Here is a 22115-nt window from a genome sequence, read left to right on the forward strand (position 1 = left end):
CTAGAATTATGTATTAAAATAAATTATTAAATAAAATAATGCTTTGGATAAAAAAGCAAGCTTTTAATTTAATCCTCTCTCACTTAAAAATGTTTCTACTTTTTTTATATCAGAGGGAACATCTACTGCAATAGAATCAACAAAAGTTTCTTTCATTTTTACAGTATATCCCATATCTACAAATCTCAATATTTCAATATCTTCAAACTGTTCATTTATAGTTTTGCTTCTTGATGAAAAGACATCTAGTGCTTTTTTTGTAAATCCATATACACATACTTGTTTTTTATATTTAACTTTATTTTTCGACTTGTTAAATGGCACACCTAATCTTGACATGTACATTAACTCATCTTTTTCATTAACAATAGTTTTAATAATTGTATTTGATGTTACTTCTGTTTCGTCATCAATAATTTTATATAAATTATATGCAATATATTTTTCTTGATGTATTTTATATTCACTTATCACTTCATTTATGCTTTTAGGATCAATAACTGGTTCATCTCCTTGAATATTAACATATAAATCAAAGTGTTTTTCTTTTGAAACTTCTGCAATTCTATCTGTACCAGTCAAACAATTATCACTTGTTAAAATTACAGGAATATTCTCTTTATCACAATAATCTTTAATCCTCTCATCTTCTGTTGCAACAATAAGTTCATCTAATAATTTAGATTTTTTAGCTTGTTCATAAGTTCTTTTTATCATAGGTATTCCATTTATTATACATAAAGGTTTACCTTCAAACCTACTTGATTTAAATCTTGCAGGAATTACTCCAATAATTTTCAATTTTAACTCATTCTTAAAAATGGAAGGAGTGATAAATTGAATTGATATTTTTTCATTTAATAAACGTAAATTAGATAATAATATTTGATTTTCCTCTTCTAAGGCTTTTTTGTCAAGAACTTGATTTGTTTCATTATAATTGTAGTTTTCAATTTTATTAATATCATATCCATCTAATCCTGCAATTTCTATCTCAGTAAAATTTTTCTTAAAAAATAAATTTATTGCAATTAATGCCACATTTATAAATATCTGATTTTCAAAACAATTATATTCAGATAAATCAAAAACAGAAAAAACACTTTTGTCTGTTTTTATATTACTTGAAATCACTGATTTACTTAAATCAATCTGATTAACAAACTCATCAAATCTTTTTTGATTTGTAAAAAAATTAAAATCTGTATCAAATTTAGATTTATGATTTAAACTAATAACTACATATTTATTAGTTTTAATTTTTTCTTCAATTAAGTTCTCATAATCATTTATACTAGTACCTGAGGCAATTAATAATATTTTTTTATCTTTATCTATTTCAAAATCATCACTTATACTATTTTTCATAGATGCAACATAATTATCTAAATATATTTTTTCTATTAGGTTTTTATCAAACGATATTTTTTTATCTTCTGGAATTAAACTTAACATTTGATTAATCTCTGCAATGTGCTTTGTATTTTTGTTAATTAAATAACTTGCATAATTAGGATGGCAATTAAAAGCAGCTGATAAAAATTGTGCGGGTGAAAAACCCCAAGGATTTCTATGCATTAATGAATTAAGAAAATCATCTATTATTTCTAATAAAGGCATCGTTTCATAATTTTTATGAAAAGTTTTATTCATAAAATCAAAAATAAGTTCAGTATTTAAATTTCCAGCTCCTCTTCCTATTCCATATATACTAGAATCTAATATAATATTTCTATTAAGCTTTGATAAAGACAAACTTATTGCATTTGAAAAGGCTAATTGCATATTATTATGGGAATGATAACCTAAATAAATAGATTCATTTAAATTATTATCTGCAAGATTTATATATCTTGAAAATTCATTTAAACTCATAGAACCAAAACTATCAACGATATAAAAAGCATGGGGATTTAAATCATTAACCTCTTTCAACATTTGAAGAAATTCCAAATCAGTATAGTTTTTAGTTATCATTGGTTGAAAATATAGTTCATAGCCTTTTTCAATTATTTTTTTGGCGTGCGAAAAAATATTTCCTAAATCTTTTTTATGAAAAGCTAATCTTATTCCATCAATATAAGTTATTGATTTATTTGGTAAGTTATCAATATCAAAATCTTTAAAATTAATCATTACAACTTTCTTTGAAGATTTATATTCTTTTCCTTTAAAAATTCTATCAACTGAATCAATATCTTTAAAAAGGGTAGAGTTTGATATTAATCCATTTTCATCATTTAAATAACCACATTCAATAATATCTACATTAGCTTTATTTAAGGAGTAGATTATCTTATCAATTTGATGATTTGTAAAATTCCAGTCATTAATATATCCTCCATCCCTCAATGTACAATCTAAAATTTGAATATCATTCATATCTAATCCCCTATTTCATTTAATTCTTCAATCAATTTTTCAAATTGTTTCTTATTATTAAACTCTTCATTTACTTTAGTCTTAGCATTATTTATAAGAATATTTAATAACTTATTATCATTATATAATTCTTCAATCTTTAAAGCTAAATCATGAAAATTCTGATTTTCAAATAATAGTCCATTTTTTCTATCATCAATGATTTCTAATACTCCACCCGAGTTTGAAGCAATTACTGCTGTGTTATTTTTCATAGCTTCTATTATAACCAAGCCAAAGGTTTCATTTTTGGAAGTCATCAAAATCACATCACATGCTTGCATGAATTTATGAGGTTCTTTTGTAAAACCAAGAAAATTTACTACATCTTGTAGATTGTTTTCAATTACTTTTTCTTTTAATTTTTCTAAGTATTCTTTGCTCATTGCATGACCAACAATATATGACTTAATATCTAAATTTTTTGCTTTTAACTCTTTCATTGCATCAATTAAAAGATGTTGTCCTTTAAATTCATTTATTCTTCCAACTAAACCTATCATAAATGAATTTTTAACATCTAAATTCTGCTTAAAATTAGTAATCTCTTCTTCTTTTAAAAAGTCAACCTCATCTACACCTAAATATATTAACTTTGTTTTAGGTCTAATATCACTAGGAATAAACTTATTTATTTGTTCTTCTAAAGCTTTAGTGACACAAATTATTGTATCAATATTTTTATATAAAAACTTATGATAAAAATCACTTTTAAATCTAGTCATAGTCATGTGTCTTGTTTGAACTATTTTGGGTTTTCTTTTAGAAAATAATTTAGCTAAAACAACTATTGGAATATCTTTTGTCCAATGAATATGAATGATATCGATTTTTTTCTTGTCAATAATTTTCGATAATCTAAAAGAATTAAATAAAGAAAAACTACTATTTCTTTTTAATTCATACTTTTCTAAATTATTTATATAAGTTTTTAATTTTGAATTACTAGCAACTACACATGAAACATCAAACTTATTTGATAAAGCATTTGAACAATTAGCCATATAAAGTTCTAATCCACCTAAATCAGGAGAAAGACATACTTCTAAAATATTCTTATTTTTCATTTTTTTTGTAACTCAAGCATTAAAGCATATTTCATGTATGAACTAAATGCTGAAATAACAGCTACATTCCAACCATGTATTCCATGAAAAGCACCACCTTTTAAAACTAGTGCCTTAAATAAAGCTCCAACACCATGGATAAAAGGGTCAAATGATGAAGCTCTTTTTCCAGCATCATAAGAAATTTGGGCACCTCTTTTTATAAACTTTTCTGTTGTTCTTATCATATGAACATAATCTGTATAAGAATAATGAAGCATATCAGCTTCTAAATCACATATATTTTTAGCTTCAACTTTTGCATGACCTTTTACTTTTGAGTATGCACATTTATTTTTATTATACAATCTTGTAACTCTATCTGGATACCAAAGTTTTATAAAGTTATCACCAACATAAGTTTTCCTTGCAAAAGAGAATCCATCATAAGGTGTATTTTCTAAATCAATCTTTTTAATCTCTTCAATTGCATTTAAATCAAGTCTTTCATCAGCATCTATACTAAGTATCCAATTATTTTTTGCAAAAGGCTCTCCAAAAGCTTTTTGCGGACCATCACCCAAATACTCTTGTTTTATGACTTTTGCACCAAGTTTTTCTGCAATTTCACATGTTTTATCTGTACTTAAAGAATCAACTACTAAAACCTCATCACAAACTTTTTGAACTGATTTTATAACAGCTTCAATGTTTTTCTCTTCATTTAAAGTAATTATATTAGCCGTTATTTTCAATTTTTTCCTTTTCTTCTTCGTTTGATTTAAATGCAATTATGGCAAAAAGTAAAAAAAATACTATATATACATAATTTAGTGGTCTAACAGATAGTGTTTTATTTGCAAATGAATTAAAAAATAGTGATAAAAATACTGCTAAACTTTGATAATAATATAAAGGTTGTTTTCTTAAAGAATAAACCAAAAAAATTATACTAAAAAATAATAAAGAGTATCCAATTAATCCATATGCAGTTAATGTATCCATTTGTTCGCTATGAAAATGATTTATAATTCTGCCATTTCCTCCATCACCTAAATAGTTGGGATCATTTTTCTCTATTTCTTGAAGTAGAATTCTATTATCATGAGGACCTGTTCCAAAAAATAAATTTTCTTTTAAAATATCTAGTCCTACTTTGTTAAAATATAATCTAACACCTAGTGAACCTTTGTACTCTTGGTTATTAATAACATAATTTAACTCATTATATGCATTTTCAAATCTACTTAATTTATTATTTTCATACAAAAAATATATAGATGAGAATAATAATAAAAATATTAACACTAATGCTTTAATATTAAAAATATATCTTTTTAAAAAAAGTAAACTAAAAATTAAAAGAATTAAGAAAAAAGACAATTGAGAAGTTCTACTATTATTTATAAATAAAGCAAAAAAACACAATAATCCAATTAATATAAAAAGTCCTTTTTCTTTTTTTGATTGAGAATAATAAAGAAACAATGCTGATAAAAAAGTTCCAAATATCATATATTGAGTAGAGATTAAATATCTTAAATGTCCAGTTGGATTATTTGGATTAAATCCATATTCATTATTATTAAAAAAACCTAAATAAATTAATATTGAATATACAGAATAACATCCAAAACTTATAGTTAAAACTTTTATTGCAGTTATTGTTTGGTCTTTATTTAAAGAGACCAAAAGTACTGGAATAAAGAGAAAATAATATTTATGAAAAGTATTTATATGTTTTAATCCTTCAGCCATAGGATTACTCCATAAAATACTAATATAGCAATAGCCAAAAAATAAAAAAAGCAATAGAATGGGTAAAAAAGTGCTTATGCTTTTCAATTTAAGAAGAAATTCTTTTTTAAATTTAATTATTGCCCAAATAAAAAGAATTCCAGATAATATTGGAACCTGCGCATTTGCAAAATGCAAAGGTATTGTAAATAAATAAATATAAATATAAATTACAAACCAATCTAAATTTTTTAATTTAAAGCTTCCCATTCAATATTCCTTCTAAATTTATAAACCTATCTAAATATTGACCTTTATCTTTTAAGGAAGCATTATTAAATCCAAAAAAACTTATGCCATTTATCAAAGCAGCCTCATAATCGTTTATACTATCTCCAATTAAAATTGACTCTTCTTTTTTATATTTTTCTTTATCTAAAATATTTTTTACTAAATCATTCTTAACAGTAGGCGAACCTTCTATTGATTTAAAGTATTTATCTATATCTAATTTTTTACATAAAAATCTCAATTCCTTTTGCTCAGAACCTGAAACAATGTGATAGATAAAATTATCATTATTTTTTCTAATAAAATTTAAAGTATCTGAAATAAGGTACTTTTTGTTAATAAGTTCATTTTTCATAATTTCAGAAAACTCATTAGCATATATTTCAATTTCTTTTTCTGAAATAGTTTTTTTTAAAATATTAGTATAAAAATATTCTATTTTATGAAATCTTGATAAACCACCATTATTATTATGATAAACTAAAAAATCTTCAACTTCTTTCTGGGGAAACTCTTTAAATATTTTTTTAAAACCATAATCTCTAATTGGCATTGAGTCTAATATAACACCATCAAAATCAAAAAAAATCACTTTTACCATTTTTTATTTCCTAATACCCATTTATTTACATTTTTGAATAATTATTATCAACTATTTTTATTCCACTTTTTTTCATATTATCATATGATAAAATATATCCTTCATTATTTAAAAATTTTGCATTATTAAACTTATATGAGATTATATTTATATCCTTAAAAATATATTTCAATGAAATTAATAACGCAGAGACATTACCAATTATATATTTAGGCTGATAATCTAACTCTAAGAAGTACAACTCACCAGGTTTTGTACTATCTAATATATTCATTTTTTTGTCGAAATTATTATTAATTAAGTAGTCTTTATCTTCTGTTCTATGCATCAAATAGTTGATATTATATTCTTTATAGTTTTCTAAAATATTATTCAAATAAGAGAAATATTCTTCTTGACTTACCATTTTAGATTTGACTAATTTCTGTCCAATAATAAAAACTTCATTTTTTAATTCTTTATTATTTAAATTATATTTATTCTTCACAAAATCATAGTTATTTTTATATATATTAGATTTATTTAATTTTTCAAAATCAAACATTGTAAAAAAATCAATTTGCTTATTGATTTTTATTTTTAATCCTAGAAATAAAAATCTTAACTTTTTTAAATTAAGTTTATTTATATTATTTTTTTTAAAATAATTATAAGTTAGAATAGTTCCTGTACCTTGATCAAAAAAACATGTTTTTTCTGAATTAATATTAGCAATCAGAATTTGTTGCATTTTATTAAATCCACTGCTCATAAATAAATATTCTACACTTATTTTTTTTATTTTATGAATTAAGTTAACATAATTCATAAAATTACTAGATTTTTGATCTCCAAAACGCATTATTGTAGTCCAAAAGTTATGCTCAATCAATTCACTCAACTGCTTCTTATTATTTTCCGTACCATTATCTATAATAATTAAAATATTATTCTCTGTTTTAAAATAGTCTAATGTTTCATAAGCATTTATAAATTGAAATGGTGTTCTTACAATAAAAATATTGTACTTTTTTGATTTATCTAAGGTATCAAGTTCTTCAAACATTTAAATCCTTTTTTACATACATATCAATCCATTTTTTTACAACTTCAGATGGATTAAATAATGATAACAATTTTTCATAATCACTATAATAAAACTCTTTTTCTTTATTTAAGATATTATTGATCTTTAGTGCAATATCATCTTTATTATTTTCTGCTATATTATTAGATAAGTTACCTTGCATCATTTCTAACATTCCACCCGGAGACTTTGTTATCAATATTCTAGTTTTACAACACATAGACTCTATTAAAACATTAGACAATCCTTCTTTTTTAGAAGTAAAAACGATAATTTCAGAATTCTTAATCCATGGGTAAGGATTACTTTGATAACCAGTAAATATGACATCATCGATAATATTTAGAAATTTACATTTTTCTTCCAAAATAGCTTTATCATCTCCATCTCCTACTAAGATGAGTTTATGCATTAAATTATATTTAGTTTTTAATTCATAATAACTATCTATTAATAATCCAAAATTTTTTGTTTTAACTAATCTTCCCAACCCTAAGATATATGGGGTATTTGGTATTTTATTATTTTTTTCTTTTGATAAATCAATTACTTTTTGAGTAAAAAATGGATTTTTTATAGTATCTAAAGAAATAACATCTATATTTTCTCTTTTAAACTTTTCAACATAAAATTCTCTTGACCCTTCTGAGTTACAATTAACTTTTACATTATTATAGTAGCATCGACTCATTATCTTATCAATAAAAGTTGAATAATTCTTTTTTGAAACATTTACGCAAATTCTTACACTTCTTTTATCTTTAAATCTCCAAATTTGTTCAAATGTACCTTGACCTCTAATTAAAATCAAATCATACTTTTTATTCTTCTCAAGTTCTTTAAATTTTTCTTCAAAAATTTTACTAGTATAAATACCACTAACTACTGGATATGTTTTCCTTAATATCATATTTGATAATTTTGAAATAATATCCCATGAGCGACCAATTAAAGAACTTTTCATCATTGAATTTAAATCAATCTGTATAACATTAACAGCCTTTTGATTTGGCATTATGTTCTTTTCTTTATTTGAAAAATAAATTAGATCAGCTTCATGTCCAGCTAAATAGAAGGCATCTGATTGATTACAAGCAGCTCTTTCCATTCCTCCATATTTTAAACTTCTTACAATCACTGCAATTCTCATTTTTTACCTTTATGATTTTTATACTCTTTTTCTATTAAGTATTGAGAGATTGCTAAAGAAGCTTTATAATACTCTAACAGTGGTTGTTTTTTTTCACTAAAACTTTTAAATTTTTTAGTTTCACTTTCTGAATTGACTATCAAAGAACCATTGAACCCATAGTGTTTTTTTGTTTTATCAAATAAGTTCTCTCCAATAGAGATATATTCTTGATTTTTTAATGTCAAATTATACAATGTAGGGAATATGTCTTTGTGTGATCCTGCAACCTTTGTATCTATTTTTAATTTTTCCTTTAACTCTTTTGGAATATAAAAATACAAAGGAATATTTTTTGAATTTAATACTTTATTATTATCATACTTCATTATTCCATCAATTGTATTATTATCAGCAGTTATTGCAATAATTGTATTATCTTTAAATTTTGTTTTTTTAAATTCATCTAAAAAAATACCAATTTGATCGATGGCATAAGCATATGATGCAAATCTCTCTTTTGCTAAATCCAAGTCTCCAGTAATGTGTTTTTTTAAGTCATCACTAAATATTAAACTATTTCTTTTATAATCTGCTGGAACATTGTAAGGAGGATGATTATTCGTTGTTAAAGCAACAATTAATTGTTTTTTCTTAGAATTTTCAAGTTTATTTAAAATATAAGACATTAAATACTGATCATAAATTCCCCATGGGTGGAAATAAAAGTCATCACTTTTTGATTTATCTTTTAAACTATTAAAAATATTAATTTTACCTTCTACATGATCATAACTTTGGTATTTTAGAAATTGCCCTAAACTTCTCCAAGTCAAGTCTCCACCATAAATAAAACTTGTTTCATATCCATTTGATTTATATAAAAATGCAGGTGAAAAAGTAAATGGTGTTTGCTTATAAATAGATTGAGAAAAGGCAAAAGAACCTGGTCTATGGGGTATATTTAAAATCATTGATTGTAAGCTAGATATTGTTCCATCACCTTCTGAAATAAAGTTAGTAAATAAAGTATCTTCTTCAAAATGTTTTTTTAAAGATCCTAATATATTAAACTTATCACTTTGATATTTTAATATAGGTTTACCAAAGCTCTCTACCATTATTACAACTACATTATAATCTTTATTGTCTATCTTTAATGTTTGATTTGTAATATTTGATAAAAGATTCTTTTTATCAATATTTGAATTACCTTTATACACTTCAAAAGCTTTTTCAATATTATTTTTATATCCTGTACTTTGTATTAAATCATAATGTTTTGATAAATATTTTTCTCGGGCATCTAAAGCATTTGTAAATGCTCGAACTCCATTTTGAGATACTTTATTGATAAACTCATTTGTTGATATATTAGGTACCATTTTACCTAAAGGATACATTCCAAAAGTTCCTCTAACTGCTAGAAAATTTAATATAAAGAAAATTAGAAATATAATTACTGAATATTTTATACCAAAAAATGTTTTATAATTTTTATTACTAATCTTGAATATTTTATTTATTAAAATAAAAAGTAAAACTAAATATACAAAAAATACAGATAGAATCATAATTACATTATAATTTTGCCAAAATGTAACTAGTAAAGCTTTAGTATCATCATCCATAAGACCAAAAAATATAATATTTATATGTTCTTTAAAGTATGAGTAAAACCCAAAATCTGCACCCAAAAATATACTTACTAATAAATAACAAATAAATAAATAATATACTAAGAAAATTTCAAAATAAACTATCAATTTTTCTTTTTTAATATAATATAAAAATATCAAAAAAAGTGTAGGTATAACTTGAATATATCCAATTACAGTCAAATCAATTCTAAAACCTAATAAAAAAGCATTGAAAATATCTGAATAAAACTCACTTAAATCATCTATTGGTGAGTAATAATTAAAAAAATACAGCCTAAAAATAGACATAAAAATCAAAAAAACAAGGTGTACAAATAATAGTTTTTTAAATATATTAAGTACCCTAGACATTATATTATCGTTCATTAAATATCATCCTTCAAATTATATAAAATATCAAAAAGTTTAAAAAATAAGAGTACATCATTCCCGAGTCGTTTTCTTATAAAGCTAACTTTACTTAATTTAATAAAAAAATATATTTTTTTTGCAAGTTTATTTAATCTTTTTTTAAAATCACAGTTTCCTGTTTGTTCAATATATTTATTAATTAAGTTTTCATAATCTATTTCAACTTTTGCTCTAATTTTTGTTAAAGATAATAAAAAAAGTAAAAAATCACGAAACTGTAATGTTTTTAAATCAATATTTCTTTCATCAAAACTATCTTCCAAATCAATAGCATATACTTTCTGATTTTTATAAGTTAAGTTTCTTGCCTGAGCCCCACCATGATATTCATTTTTTATATGAATATTAGTTATTGCATTAATAGATTCTTTAATATAAAAGTTTATATCTTCTTTTTTTGCATCTCTTTTTCTAATATATGAATTTATATTCTTCCCACTATCTTCTAATACAAAAAATTCTTCGTTTTTAAAAATGATAGAAGGAACATCTATACCTAAACTTTTAAATTTAATTAATTTATTAGTTTCAAATACTAAAGCCTCTTTTGCACTTTTTTCTTCAACAGGGGCAATTAATTCTAATTTAAAAAGTTTATAATAAATTTTGTGACTTAAAGAAGATTTAGTAGCTCTTGCTTTCTTTAGCCAATATTTTTTATCCTCATAATAAAAAGAAAGTATATCAAAAGAACTATTTTTATACTCATTTAAAGCAAATATCTCAAACTCTTTATTCATATTGATTACTTGTAAATTTCTTTATAAAATTTCTTCCATCTCTTATGTTGCCAAAACCAAAAATCAGGAGTTTCTTTTATTTGTATTTCTATAATATCTGATTGCATTTTTGTAAACTCTTTTATCTTATCCTCAGTTTTAAACTCAATATTTCTAGGGTCAAGAGGTTCATAGACCTTTAAAGTATAATTTCTAAAATCATTCATTACAGAGAAAATAGGAATTATTATTGCATCGAGCTTTAATGATAATCGTGAAGTAGCATCAGTTGCAAGTACTTTTTTATCAAAAAATTCTACTTCAACTCCATCTTTTATGTGTTGATCAATTACAACAGCAACATGATTATTGTTTTTAAGAGCTTTTAACATACCTTTTGCTGCTACCTTCTTTTCTAACATTATTATATTATTTCTATCCCTTGCTTCTATATAAAGCTTATTTATTAAAGGATTATCCATTTTTCTATTTACAACGGCTAGCGTACCAAATTTTAAGGCAACATACGGAAGTGCAATTTCCCACCCACCATAATGCGCAGTAATAAATATAATTTTTCTGTTATTTTTAATTGCATCTATAATGTAATGTTCATTTTCAAAGTTAGCCTTTTTAAAAAGATCCTCTTTTGAAATCTTTTGATTTTCTATAAATTCATACATATTGAAAAATAAAGATTTATAAGAGTTAAACTTTATTTCTTCTTTTCTTTTTTGTGAAAGAGTATTTCCAAAAGCTAAATACAAATTTGCTTCTACCACTTTATTAAATCTTTTATTATATTTATTAACTAATTTTGCTGAAAATATAAGTATTGGTTTTAAAATAGAATGTGGAGTTATAATAAATATAAATCTAAAAAATTTATACAAAACATATCTATAATAATCTTTAATCTTTCTCTTCATAAAGAATTTCCTTTGCTACTTTAACAATATACTTCTCATCTACATCTTTAATTGAGAAATCACTTTTATCTAATTTATGAGGGTTAACTTTTGAGTTTGACTCAAGAATTTTATTTATTTTTGTTTCATATGTATTTCTATACCCAGGTGTATTACCAAATATGGTAATTGAAGGTACATTTAAGGCCCATGCCATGTGTGTAGGTCCTGTATCATTCCCTATGATTAGATGAGAATGACTAACTAATGCTTTTAAAGTATTCAAATCAAGCTTTGGCATTATTTGAGCACATGAATGCCTTTCAATATATTCTGCAATCTTTTTTTCTTCTTCACTTCCCCAAACAATTAAACAATTCTCATTTGTATTATTAGCAATTTTAGCGAATTTTTCTTTAGAATACATCTTACTTTTCCAACTAGCACCAATGATAAAAAGAATATTCTTTTTATCATTACTTAAATAGTCATAGATTATTTTATTTTCATCCTTATAAAATAAAAAAGGGTCTTTTTCTAATATCATTTTAGAAGTAATATCAAAACCTAAAGGATTTGATATTACTTTTGCATTTCTATCAATTGTATTTTTTTCATAAGATATAGATACTTTTTTATTATAAAAATACGAAGCACTTTTTTCTCTAATTGATTCTTTATCAAATCCAGCAACATCTTTTGATAATAACCTTGATACTATTGCTGATTTAATCAACCCTTGTGCATCTATAACTAAATCATAATTATTTTTAGAATAACTTTTTATTAGTTTTATTTGATTAAATATTTCTAGTTTATTCTTTTTGATTGATTTTAAATTTAGTTTATAAATATTATCTATGTGTGGGTTGTTGTCTAAAACTTGAGAAAAACTCTCTTCTACAAACCAGTCAATTAAAATATTTGGATTATTTTTTTTTATAAATTGCAAAGCAACCATGGCATGAATAATATCACCCATTGCAGACAGTTTTACAATTGCAAGCTTTCTAATTTGATTCATAAACTACTTTATATTGATTTTAATGCCCTTTGGCATTTGTAATTTATCTATTTCACTTTTTACTAGATAAATGTCACAATCCATATCAATACATAGTATACTATCTTTTAAATTATACTCTACTTTGGGTGCTGATAGGTCATTGTTAATTAGAAGATTTAAAGATATCATAAAAGATAGCCATTGCATAGTTTCTAAAGGAGGTAGAAGCATTTTATGTCGGATTATGTCTCTTTGCATTGGTAATGATTTTTTTGAAAATTTTATAATATGAGCAACTGTAACTCTAGAGCTGTGTAAAAAATCATAATTTAAGCCATTTAATATAAAATCAGCCGTACTGTCATTTCCTTTATAAAAGTTTAGACTATTCCCAATAGAGTGGAGTTTTGAGGCAATTACTAACAGAGTTCTATATTTATCATCTAGTTGATGAATTGGTTTTAACACATCAAATATTTTTCTTGCATTTGCACCATTATACGCACTTGTTTTTTCATCAACTTGAAATCTATCAAGCAGACTTCGAACACTTACATTAAAATTATTTGGGAATTTACAATTAGAGTTTCTTAATAAATCAGTTAAATAAACGCCTTCTCTAACACCTGCTCCAGATGTTATAACTTCTTGTATATTTAACTCATTTAAAATAGTAGAGAAGATAAAAGTTCCCTCTTTTATTGTGTCATATCTATCTTTTTTTATACCTAAGAGTTTCAAAGTATTATTATTTTTTGAGTTAAATATAGCTTCAAATAAATCTATATTTGAATTTACATTATATTTAAAGCCATGAAGAACATCTAAAGGATAATAATTTTTTTTCATAATAACTTTACTCAAAGCTCTTATACTTCCACCAATACCTATTACAGTACTTGGTATTTCATATCCACAAGATTTGAGTTCTTCTAGTTTATTTAAAATATATTTTTTAGCACCTTCCATATCTCCTTTAGAAAAAAACAGTTCCCCTAACCTAACTGTTCCAATATCTAAAGATAAAACATGCTCTATATTTTTATTTTTAACTATTGCAAATTCGGTCGATCCCCCGCCAATATCCACAGTTACAAAATCATCAGCTTTTATTAAATTTAAAGCAGCAACTCCACCAAAATATGCTTCTTTTGTACCATCAATTACTTTAATATCTAAACCTAATTCATTTTTTACTCTATTTACAAAGATTTTTGAATTGGGAGCATCTCTCATAGCAGAAGTTGCTACACAAAAGATTTTTCTAGATTTTAAACATTTTGAGATATTTAAGAAGGATTTTAAAGAGTTAAAAGCTCTTTCCATGGGAATTTCTTGTAAATTCCCACCATTTTCATACGAGCCTTCAGAGATTTTAACTCTTGCTTTTGTTTCGTTTACAAGATGAAAAGCGAAACGGCTACTTTTTTGCATCACAACCATACGCATTGAGTTAGACCCAATGTCTATAACAGTTGTAATCTTAGCCATTTGTTATACCTCTTCTTCCTGTAGTTGATTATACTTAAATCTCAATTCTTCCATAGTTTCTTGGTTATCTGGGTCAACTATAATACAGTCAACGGGACAAACTTCAACACACGCAGGCTCTTCATAATGACCTACACATTCAGTACATCTGTCAGAATCTATTATATAAATTGGATCACCCTCTTCAATTGCCATGTTAGGACATTCTTCTCTACATGCATCGCAAGCGATACATTCATCTGTGATTATTAAAGACATACTTAAATTCCTATTTTTTAAAATTAAATTATGGAGTTATAACCTAATATTTATTAAAAATTTCTTTATTCAGACTAACTTTTATAACAGTTTTGCTAAAAATAAGAAATTTAACGATATTTAAAGGTATAAATTTTATTTTTATTAAAAAGAAGAGTATAAAATACTCTTCTTTTTATAAAAGCTTAGAAAGAATTATTTTTGCAGCTTCTCTTCCATCAAGTGAGGCAGTTACAGCTAAGTGAGCTCCTCGTTGACAATCTCCACCGGCATAAACTTTTTTATTAGAAGTGATATAGTTATCTGTTTCTACTCCACCCCATGAATTAGTTTTTATTTTTAAATCTTTCAAGAATGTTGGAACTTCTGGCTTGAATCCTAAGGCTAAAATTATAACATCAGCCTCTTCAAAATATTCACTTCCTTCATTAATTACAACTTTTTGTCTTCCTGAGCCATCTGCTTCACTCATAGAAGTAGTTAATAATTCAATTTTAACAGCATTCCCATCTTCCACAACAAAAGATTTAGGAGAAACATTAAATACATATTCTACACCCTCTTCTTTTGCATTTACAACTTCTTTTTTAGAACCAGGCATATTTGCTTCATCTCTTCTGTAAAGACACTTAACTGTTCTTGCACCTTCTCTTACAGAAGTTCGTACACAGTCCATAGCAGTATCACCACCACCAATTACAATTACATCTTTCCCATTTACATCAATAAAGTTTTCAGTTGTCTTCCCAAAATTTCTTTTTTGAACAGCTGTTAAGAATTCCATTGCTAAATGTACATTTGAAGATTTTTCACCATCAATACCAGTGTAGTTACCTAAAGTAGAACCAATTCCAAGATAAATTGCATCAAACTCTTCTTCTAAATCTTTTGCAGATTTATCTTTTCCTATTTCACAATTTAAATGTAATTTCATTCCAGCTTTTATTAACCATTCAACTCTTCTTTGAACTACAGTTTTATCAAGTTTAAATCCTGGAATTCCATAAGTTAAAAGTCCACCTGCTCTATCAGATCTCTCAAAAAGCTCAACTTGAATACCTCGTCTTAGTAAAAAAGTAGCTGCTGATAAACCACTTGGTCCTGAACCAATAATTGCAACTTTTTTATCACTATTTATTCCTGGATATTTTGGTTCCATCCCTTTCTCAAAAGCTTTTTCACTAATATGAGTTTCAATAGCTCCTATTGAAATAGCTCCATGTCCAGTATTTAAAGAACAGGCACCTTCACATAAAACATCTTGAGGACAGATTCTTCCTAAAATTTCAGGGAAAGGAGATGTTTCATTAGATAAAGCAAATGCTAAATCTAAATTTTTATTTGCTGTTTGTTTTAACCATGCAGGAATATAGTTTCCTAAAGGACATCCAGTATGACAATACGGGTCACCACATTGCATACATCTATCAGCTTGTTCTTTTGCTCTTCCATTACTAAAAACTTCATATATCTCACCAAAATCTTTTAATCTTTGTAGAACATCTCTTTTTTCAGGACTTATTCTTTCAAATTTAGTAAAGTTTAACATCTTAATCTCCCTTATCCGGATCTAATGGTAGAACTGTCATATTTTTTGGTTTTACCATCCAAAAGTTTCTTATTTGTGGTCTAAAATTATCTAATATTAAAGCTGCTCTTTCTGATTCTGTTTCATTAAAATAATCCATTAATAATCTTTTTAAATATAGTCTTTCTCTCTCCGTATCATCTGTATCAATTCTAACAGCTTCTATTAATTCTTGATTCATTTTATCAATAAAAGATTTTTCAGGGTCATAAATAAAAGACAATCCACCAGTCATACCAGCTCCAAAATTAATACCTGTATCACCTAAAATTACAACAATACCACCAGTCATATACTCACAAGCATTATCTCCTGTTCCCTCAACAACTGCAATAGCTCCTGAATTTCTAACAGCAAATCGCTCCCCTACTGCTGCTCTTACATAAAGTTTTCCACCAGTTGCACCATACAGACAGGTATTACCAGCACCTGCGAATTCTGGACCTTGGTGAGGAGTATTTACAATGATTTTACCACCATTCATACCTTTACCAACATAATCATTTGCTGCGCCATAAAGGTTGATATTCATCCCTTTTGATAATAATGCACCCAAAGATTGTCCTGCAATTCCATTTAACTCAAAAGTAATAGAGTTATCAGGTAAACCTTTATCCCCATAATACTTAGCAATTTCACCAGAAATCAAAGTACCAAATGATCTATTTAAGTTACAAATAGTCTCTTTGATTTTAATTGGCATTTTAGGATTTTCTATTGTTCTATGAACTTTTTTTAATAATGCTTTTTCAAACTCATTTTTATCATATGGCTCGTTTCTTAGCTTTTGACAGGTATCAACTCCATCTATTCTTCTTAATATATTTTGGAAATCAAATTTTTGAGCAAACTCATCATCAATTACTTTTAATAAGTCACTTCTTCCTACTATCTCTTCAATAGTTTTATACCCCAATGATGCAAGTATTTTTCTAACATCTTCACCAATAAATGTGAAGTAAGAGATAAGTCTATCAACTGTACCTGTAAAAAATGCTCTTAAATCTTCATCTTGAGTAGCAACTCCCACAGAACATTTATTTGTATGACAAATTCTTAAAATCTTACAACCTAAAAGTGTAAGTGCTGCTGTTCCAAAGGCATAAGACTCAGCCCCTAACATTGCAGCTTTTACAACATCAAGTCCTGTTTTAAGTCCACCATCTGTTTGAAGATGAACAGATTCTCTTAAACTATTTGCTTTTAAGGCATTATGAGCTTCTGAAAGACCCATTTCCCAAGGATTACCTGTATGCTTAATAGATGTTAAAGGAGCAGCTCCTGTACCACCATCTGCACCTGAGATAACAATTCTATCAGCATATGCTTTTGCAACACCTGCTGCAATAGTTCCAACACCAATAGTTGATACTAATTTAACTGTGATTTTTGCCTCTGGATTGATTTGTTTTAAGTCAAAAATCAATTGAGCTAAATCTTCAATAGAATAAATATCATGGTGTGGTGGAGGAGAAATAAGAGTAACCCCTTCAACCGTATGTCTTAAACTTGCAATCAATGGAGTAACTTTGTGACCAGGTAACTGTCCACCTTCACCTGGTTTTGCTCCTTGTGCAACTTTGATTTGAATCTCTTGGGCACTTCTTAGATAACCTGGTGTTACACCAAATCTTCCAGAAGCAACTTGTTTGATTTTAGAGTTTTTGATTGTTCCAAATCTTTTTTGGTCTTCACCACCCTCACCTGAGTTACTCATACCACCAATTGTATTCATAGCTGTAGCCATTGCTTCATGAGCTTCAGGAGAAATAGAACCCAAAGACATAGCAGCTGTTGCAAATCTTTTGAAAATATCTTCTAAAGATTCAACTTCATTAATATCAATTGCTTTTCTATCTGAATTAAATTCAAAAAAATCTCTAATGAATTTTTTATCTCTTGTTTCTACAAGAGTTCTTAAAGTGTCAAAATCTGTAATATCTTCTTTATCTTTTGCTTTTTTATTATGCATAGCATTTGTAGTTGCTGGACCATAATCATGATATTCACCACCATTAATATACTTATAAAATCCACCTAGATTTAATGGGAACATATAAGTATCATCACAGTATGCATTAAAATGAATTTTTTCAATTCTTTCTTCAATATCGGCATAACCTAAACCTGCTAAATCAGAATGACTCCCATGAAAACAATCATTAATAATCTCATCACTTAGTCCAATTACATCAAATAGCGTTGAGTTTCTATATGAAGCTACTGTACAAATACCCATTTTAGACATGATTTTTAGTAATCCAGCATTTATTGATTTTAGAGTATTTTTAAGTAAAGCTTGCATTTCATATTTTGAAATTTCATTTCTACTAAATAACGAAACAACTGAACCGTACATCATATATGGGTAAATAGCTGTAACACCATAAGCTAAAAGAACAGCTGCCATATGAGGATCATAAACTTCACCAGTTACTGCTACTAATGATACTTGATGTCTAATACCAACTTCTAAAAGTTTTTTATTTAAGTATCCCACAACCATAGCAGCAGGCATAATTTTATTGTCTTTAGAACCTTTTCTATCATCTAAAATTATTACTGTTATATTATCTTCGTTAACTGATTTAATAACTTTTTGTGATAAAGTTTCTAATGAGGCTTTTAAATCAGTTTTAAAAGTAGTTGAGAAAACTTTATTTTTATATTGTGAATTATATCTTGGATTTGTACTATCTCCAAAAGATCTTAATACATCATATTTCTCTTTCATTAAAATAGGACTTACAACTTTTAATCTTTTTGCGTACTCAGGTTTTTCATCTAAGATGTTATAAATAGGTCCAAATCCTGTTTCTAATGACATTACAACTTTTTCTCTATATGGGTCAATTGGAGGGTTTGTAACTTGTGCAAATTTTTGTCTAAAATAATCAGTAAAATTTCTATTTACCTTTGAAAAACATGCCATTGGTGTATCATCACCCATAGATCCAACTGGTTCTTTGCCCTCTTTTGCCATAGGTTCAAGAACTTGATCTAATACTTCATATGTAATATTAAAATATTTTTGTTTTGTCTCAATATCTTTAACTTTATAATCGCTAGTATCTAAAAAAGATTCATCAATATACTCTTGAAGATATTCCATATCTTTTGTTAACCATTGTACATAATTTTGAGAAGATTTTAAATAATTATTTATATCTTCTTCTTTTAGGATTTTACCATGGTTAAGGTCTAATCCAATCATTTGACCTGACTGTAATCTACCTCGTTCTAAAATATTGTTTTCATCAATTTCTAAAGTACCATATTCTGATGTAATATAAATCTTATGATTTTTTGTAATTACATATTTTGCTGGTCTTAATCCATTTCTATCTATCAAACAACCAATATGTCTACCATCTGTTAAAGATATTGCAGCTGGACCATCCCAAGCTTCCATTGAAGTAGATCTGTATTCATAAAATGCTCTTAAATCAGAATCCATTTGTGGTGCATTTTGCCAAGGAGCAGGTACTAAACTTCTTGCAGCTTTGAAAAAATCTACTCCATTAGCAATCAAAAACTCGAACATGTTATCTAAAGATGCAGAATCAGACGAACCTGTTTGTAAAATAGGCAAGATTCTTTGTATCTCTTCATCACTAAATATTTCTGATTTTACTAATTCTGATTTTACTTCAACATTAAATCTATTTGCTTCTACAGAGTTAATTTCTCCATTATGAGCTATTGCTCTAAATGGTTGAGCTAACTTCCATTTAGGAAGAGTATTTGTTGAAAATCGTTGATGAAATAAGGCAAATGAAATTTGAAAATCTTCATCTCTTAAATCAATATAAAAATGCTTAATATGTGTAGGCATAATAAGCCCTTTATATGCGATTACTTTTGATGAGAATGTTGGAATATAAAAATCTTTATTATCTTTTAATTTATGCTCACACTCTTTTCTAGTAAGATATAACATTGCCTCAAATCTTTTTGATGACATTAAACTATTTGGTCTAACAAATACTTGTACAATATTTGGTAGGCTCTCCAAAGCTTGTTCACCAAGAGCTTCAGTATCAACAGGAACTTTTCTAGTCAATAATACTTTTAAATCATTTTTTTCACAAAATTCTATAAATGTTTCTAATTCTGAATCTTCACTTGTAAATATCATAGCTACAGCATATGTTTCAGGTAAGTCTATTCCTTCGTGAAAGGCAATTTTTCTCATAAATTTGTCAGGCATTGATAATAGTAAACCAGAACCATCTCCAGTTTTACCATCAGCTGCCACTGCACCTCTGTGCATCATTCGCTCTAGTGAATGAATAGCATCTTCTAAGTTACTATGACTTGGTCTTTTTTTTAAATCAGCAAGTAAACCAAAACCACAGTTATCTTTAAAAGATGTAAGTAAATCTAAATTACAACCCATTAACTGTCCTTTTAAAATTTTTTATTTATATTCCATAAAAGAGAGGGAGTATACCTTGTCTTTATTTAAAAAAGGGTTAATATATTACCTTGTTTTTAGCACTACTTAAGGTAGTACAAATTATATTTTTAAGATTATAGTAAATAATTAAAAAATACAAAATGCTATTTTAATGCTACGCAAGCTTAAAATTTCTTTAATTTTTACATAAAAGTACATAACTTTGACATAATATTTAATTATACTTTTTTTAACACATAATCAAGGAGATAAAATGACAAAAAGCAATGGAATCCTGTTTACAGGTAAAAAATTTGTAATGGGAGCAGTAGCAAGTGCTTTATTAATGACTTCAGGTATGGCAGCAGACTATACACTTAAATTTTCACATGTTGTAAGTGCAAATACACCAAAAGGAAAAGCGGCCGATTTTTTTGAAAAAAGATTAGAAGAACTTTCTGGTGGTAAAATTGATGTTCAAGTTTATCCTTCTTCTCAACTTTACAATGATAGTGCTGTTCTTAAAGCCTTAACTTTAGACTCTGTTCAAATGGCAGCACCATCTTTTTCTAAGTTTGGTAAAATTGTTCCTCAACTAGCACTATTTGATTTACCATTTTTATTTAATGATATTGATCAATTACATAGAGTTCAAGATGGACCAGTTGGTGAAAAATTAAAAGGATTAGTAACTGCAAAAGGTTTCGTAGCTTTAAACTTTTGGGATAATGGATTCAAACAATTATCTTCATCTGAAAAACCACTTATTATGCCAAAAGATGCAGAAGGTCAAAAATTTAGAATCATGTCTTCTAAAGTTTTAGAAGCACAATTTAAAGCAGTTGGTGCAAATCCACAAATGATGCCTTTCTCTGAAGTTTATTCTGGTTTACAACAAGGTGTTATTGATGGTGCTGAAAATCCATTTTCAAATATTTGGACTAAAAAATTCCACGAAGTACAAAAATATCTAACTGTTTCAAACCATGGTTACCTAGGTTATTTAGTTGTAATGTCTAAAAAATTCTGGAAATCATTACCTGAAGATTTACAAAAAAATGTTGTTCAAGCAATGAATGAAGCTACGCAAAAAGAAAGAGAGTATGCGCAAGAATTAAACGATTCTCAATTTGAAAAAATTAAAGAGTACGCAAAAACAACTGGAAAACTTGAAATTTATGAATTAACTCCTGAACAAAGAGCTGCTTGGAAAAAAGCTGTTAGTAAAATCTACCCTGAATTTTATGATAAAAATTTAATTGGTAAAGATTTAATTGAAGGTGCTCTTAACACTAAATAATTTTTATCTTCAACACTTTTATATCGTCGGTTTTACCGATGATATAGACACCTCAAAATTCAAAATAATATTCAAAAAATTTA

17 protein-coding genes are annotated in these 22115 nt (G+C 26.3%); 2 read left to right on the top strand and 15 right to left on the bottom strand.

Going from position 1 to position 22115, the window contains the following annotated elements; translation table 11 throughout:
• Positions 1 to 63 precede the first annotated feature (63 nt).
• From kdsB to CRU95_RS08320, 4 genes are read right to left on the bottom strand one after another with little or no spacing between them, the layout of a single operon-like run.
• Positions 64 to 2382: a 3-deoxy-manno-octulosonate cytidylyltransferase gene (kdsB, locus tag CRU95_RS08305; RefSeq protein WP_129100679.1), complete on the bottom strand. Its 2319-nt coding sequence runs from the start codon at positions 2380 to 2382 to the stop codon at positions 64 to 66.
• A 2-nt stretch (positions 2383 to 2384) separates the two neighbouring features.
• Entirely contained in the window at positions 2385 to 3488 is a 1104-nt protein-coding gene (locus CRU95_RS08310; protein ID WP_129100680.1) for a glycosyltransferase family 4 protein, read from the bottom strand.
• A complete protein-coding gene (locus CRU95_RS08315) occupies positions 3485 to 4222 on the bottom strand; it encodes a glycosyltransferase family 2 protein (RefSeq protein WP_129100681.1) in 738 nt (245 codons plus the stop codon). The genes CRU95_RS08310 and CRU95_RS08315 overlap by 4 nt, the downstream gene beginning before the upstream one ends.
• Complete coding sequence (locus CRU95_RS08320; RefSeq protein WP_164969753.1) at positions 4206 to 5225, bottom strand: O-antigen ligase; 1020 nt, start codon at positions 5223 to 5225, stop codon at positions 4206 to 4208. The genes CRU95_RS08315 and CRU95_RS08320 overlap by 17 nt, the downstream gene beginning before the upstream one ends.
• Before the next feature lie 58 nt (positions 5226 to 5283).
• On the opposite strand from CRU95_RS08320, the gene CRU95_RS16605 reads away from it, so the two are divergent.
• Complete coding sequence (locus CRU95_RS16605) at positions 5284 to 5421, top strand: hypothetical protein (RefSeq protein ID WP_164969754.1); 138 nt, start codon at positions 5284 to 5286, stop codon at positions 5419 to 5421.
• A gap of 39 nt (positions 5422 to 5460) precedes the next feature.
• Here CRU95_RS16605 and CRU95_RS08325 read toward each other — a convergent pair whose 3' ends face one another.
• The 11 genes from CRU95_RS08325 to gltB all read right to left on the bottom strand — a co-directional run bounded on the left by CRU95_RS08325 (position 5461) and on the right by gltB (position 20732).
• Positions 5461 to 6096, bottom strand: coding sequence for an HAD family hydrolase (locus CRU95_RS08325; protein ID WP_129100683.1), 636 nt, complete (start codon positions 6094 to 6096; stop codon positions 5461 to 5463).
• Between the two features lie 25 nt (positions 6097 to 6121).
• Positions 6122 to 7141 carry a hypothetical protein gene (locus CRU95_RS08330; protein WP_129100684.1) on the bottom strand — a complete coding sequence of 340 codons (1020 nt, stop codon included), beginning with the start codon at positions 7139 to 7141 and terminating at the stop codon, positions 6122 to 6124.
• Entirely contained in the window at positions 7134 to 8312 is a 1179-nt protein-coding gene (locus CRU95_RS08335) for a glycosyltransferase (RefSeq protein ID WP_129100685.1), read from the bottom strand. Before CRU95_RS08335 ends, CRU95_RS08330 begins: the two co-directional genes overlap by 8 nt.
• Complete coding sequence (locus CRU95_RS08340) at positions 8309 to 10318, bottom strand: LTA synthase family protein (RefSeq protein ID WP_129100686.1); 2010 nt, start codon at positions 10316 to 10318, stop codon at positions 8309 to 8311. Before CRU95_RS08340 ends, CRU95_RS08335 begins: the two co-directional genes overlap by 4 nt.
• Positions 10318 to 11103 carry a kinase gene (locus CRU95_RS08345; protein WP_129100687.1) on the bottom strand — a complete coding sequence of 262 codons (786 nt, stop codon included), beginning with the start codon at positions 11101 to 11103 and terminating at the stop codon, positions 10318 to 10320. Before CRU95_RS08345 ends, CRU95_RS08340 begins: the two co-directional genes overlap by 1 nt.
• 5 nt (positions 11104 to 11108) lie before the next feature.
• The gene (locus CRU95_RS08350) at positions 11109 to 12011 is read right to left on the bottom strand and encodes a lipid A biosynthesis lauroyl acyltransferase (RefSeq protein WP_129100688.1); all 903 of its coding nucleotides are present in this window, start codon (positions 12009 to 12011) and stop codon (positions 11109 to 11111) included.
• Positions 11995 to 13014, bottom strand: coding sequence for a lipopolysaccharide heptosyltransferase I (gene waaC / locus CRU95_RS08355; RefSeq protein ID WP_129100689.1), 1020 nt, complete (start codon positions 13012 to 13014; stop codon positions 11995 to 11997). Before waaC ends, CRU95_RS08350 begins: the two co-directional genes overlap by 17 nt.
• Positions 13015 to 13017: 3 nt before the next feature.
• Positions 13018 to 14487, bottom strand: coding sequence for a Ppx/GppA phosphatase family protein (locus CRU95_RS08360; protein WP_129100690.1), 1470 nt, complete (start codon positions 14485 to 14487; stop codon positions 13018 to 13020).
• A 3-nt stretch (positions 14488 to 14490) separates the two neighbouring features.
• On the bottom strand, positions 14491 to 14745 hold the full coding sequence (locus CRU95_RS08365) for a YfhL family 4Fe-4S dicluster ferredoxin (protein WP_013136050.1): 255 nt from the start codon (positions 14743 to 14745) through the stop codon (positions 14491 to 14493).
• Positions 14746 to 14920: 175 nt separating this feature from the next.
• On the bottom strand, positions 14921 to 16294 hold the full coding sequence (locus CRU95_RS08370; RefSeq protein ID WP_129100691.1) for a glutamate synthase subunit beta: 1374 nt from the start codon (positions 16292 to 16294) through the stop codon (positions 14921 to 14923).
• Between the two features lies 1 nt (position 16295).
• Positions 16296 to 20732 carry a glutamate synthase large subunit gene (gene gltB / locus CRU95_RS08375; RefSeq protein ID WP_129100692.1) on the bottom strand — a complete coding sequence of 1479 codons (4437 nt, stop codon included), beginning with the start codon at positions 20730 to 20732 and terminating at the stop codon, positions 16296 to 16298.
• A 274-nt stretch (positions 20733 to 21006) separates the two neighbouring features.
• Between gltB and CRU95_RS08380 the strand changes: the two genes are divergently transcribed.
• Positions 21007 to 22032, top strand: coding sequence for a TRAP transporter substrate-binding protein (locus CRU95_RS08380; protein ID WP_375153686.1), 1026 nt, complete (start codon positions 21007 to 21009; stop codon positions 22030 to 22032).
• Positions 22033 to 22115: the final 83 nt, after the last annotated feature.

The sequence above is a fragment of the Arcobacter sp. F2176 genome, from assembly GCF_004116465.1.
Taxonomy (GTDB): domain Bacteria; phylum Campylobacterota; class Campylobacteria; order Campylobacterales; family Arcobacteraceae; genus Arcobacter; species Arcobacter siniprincipis.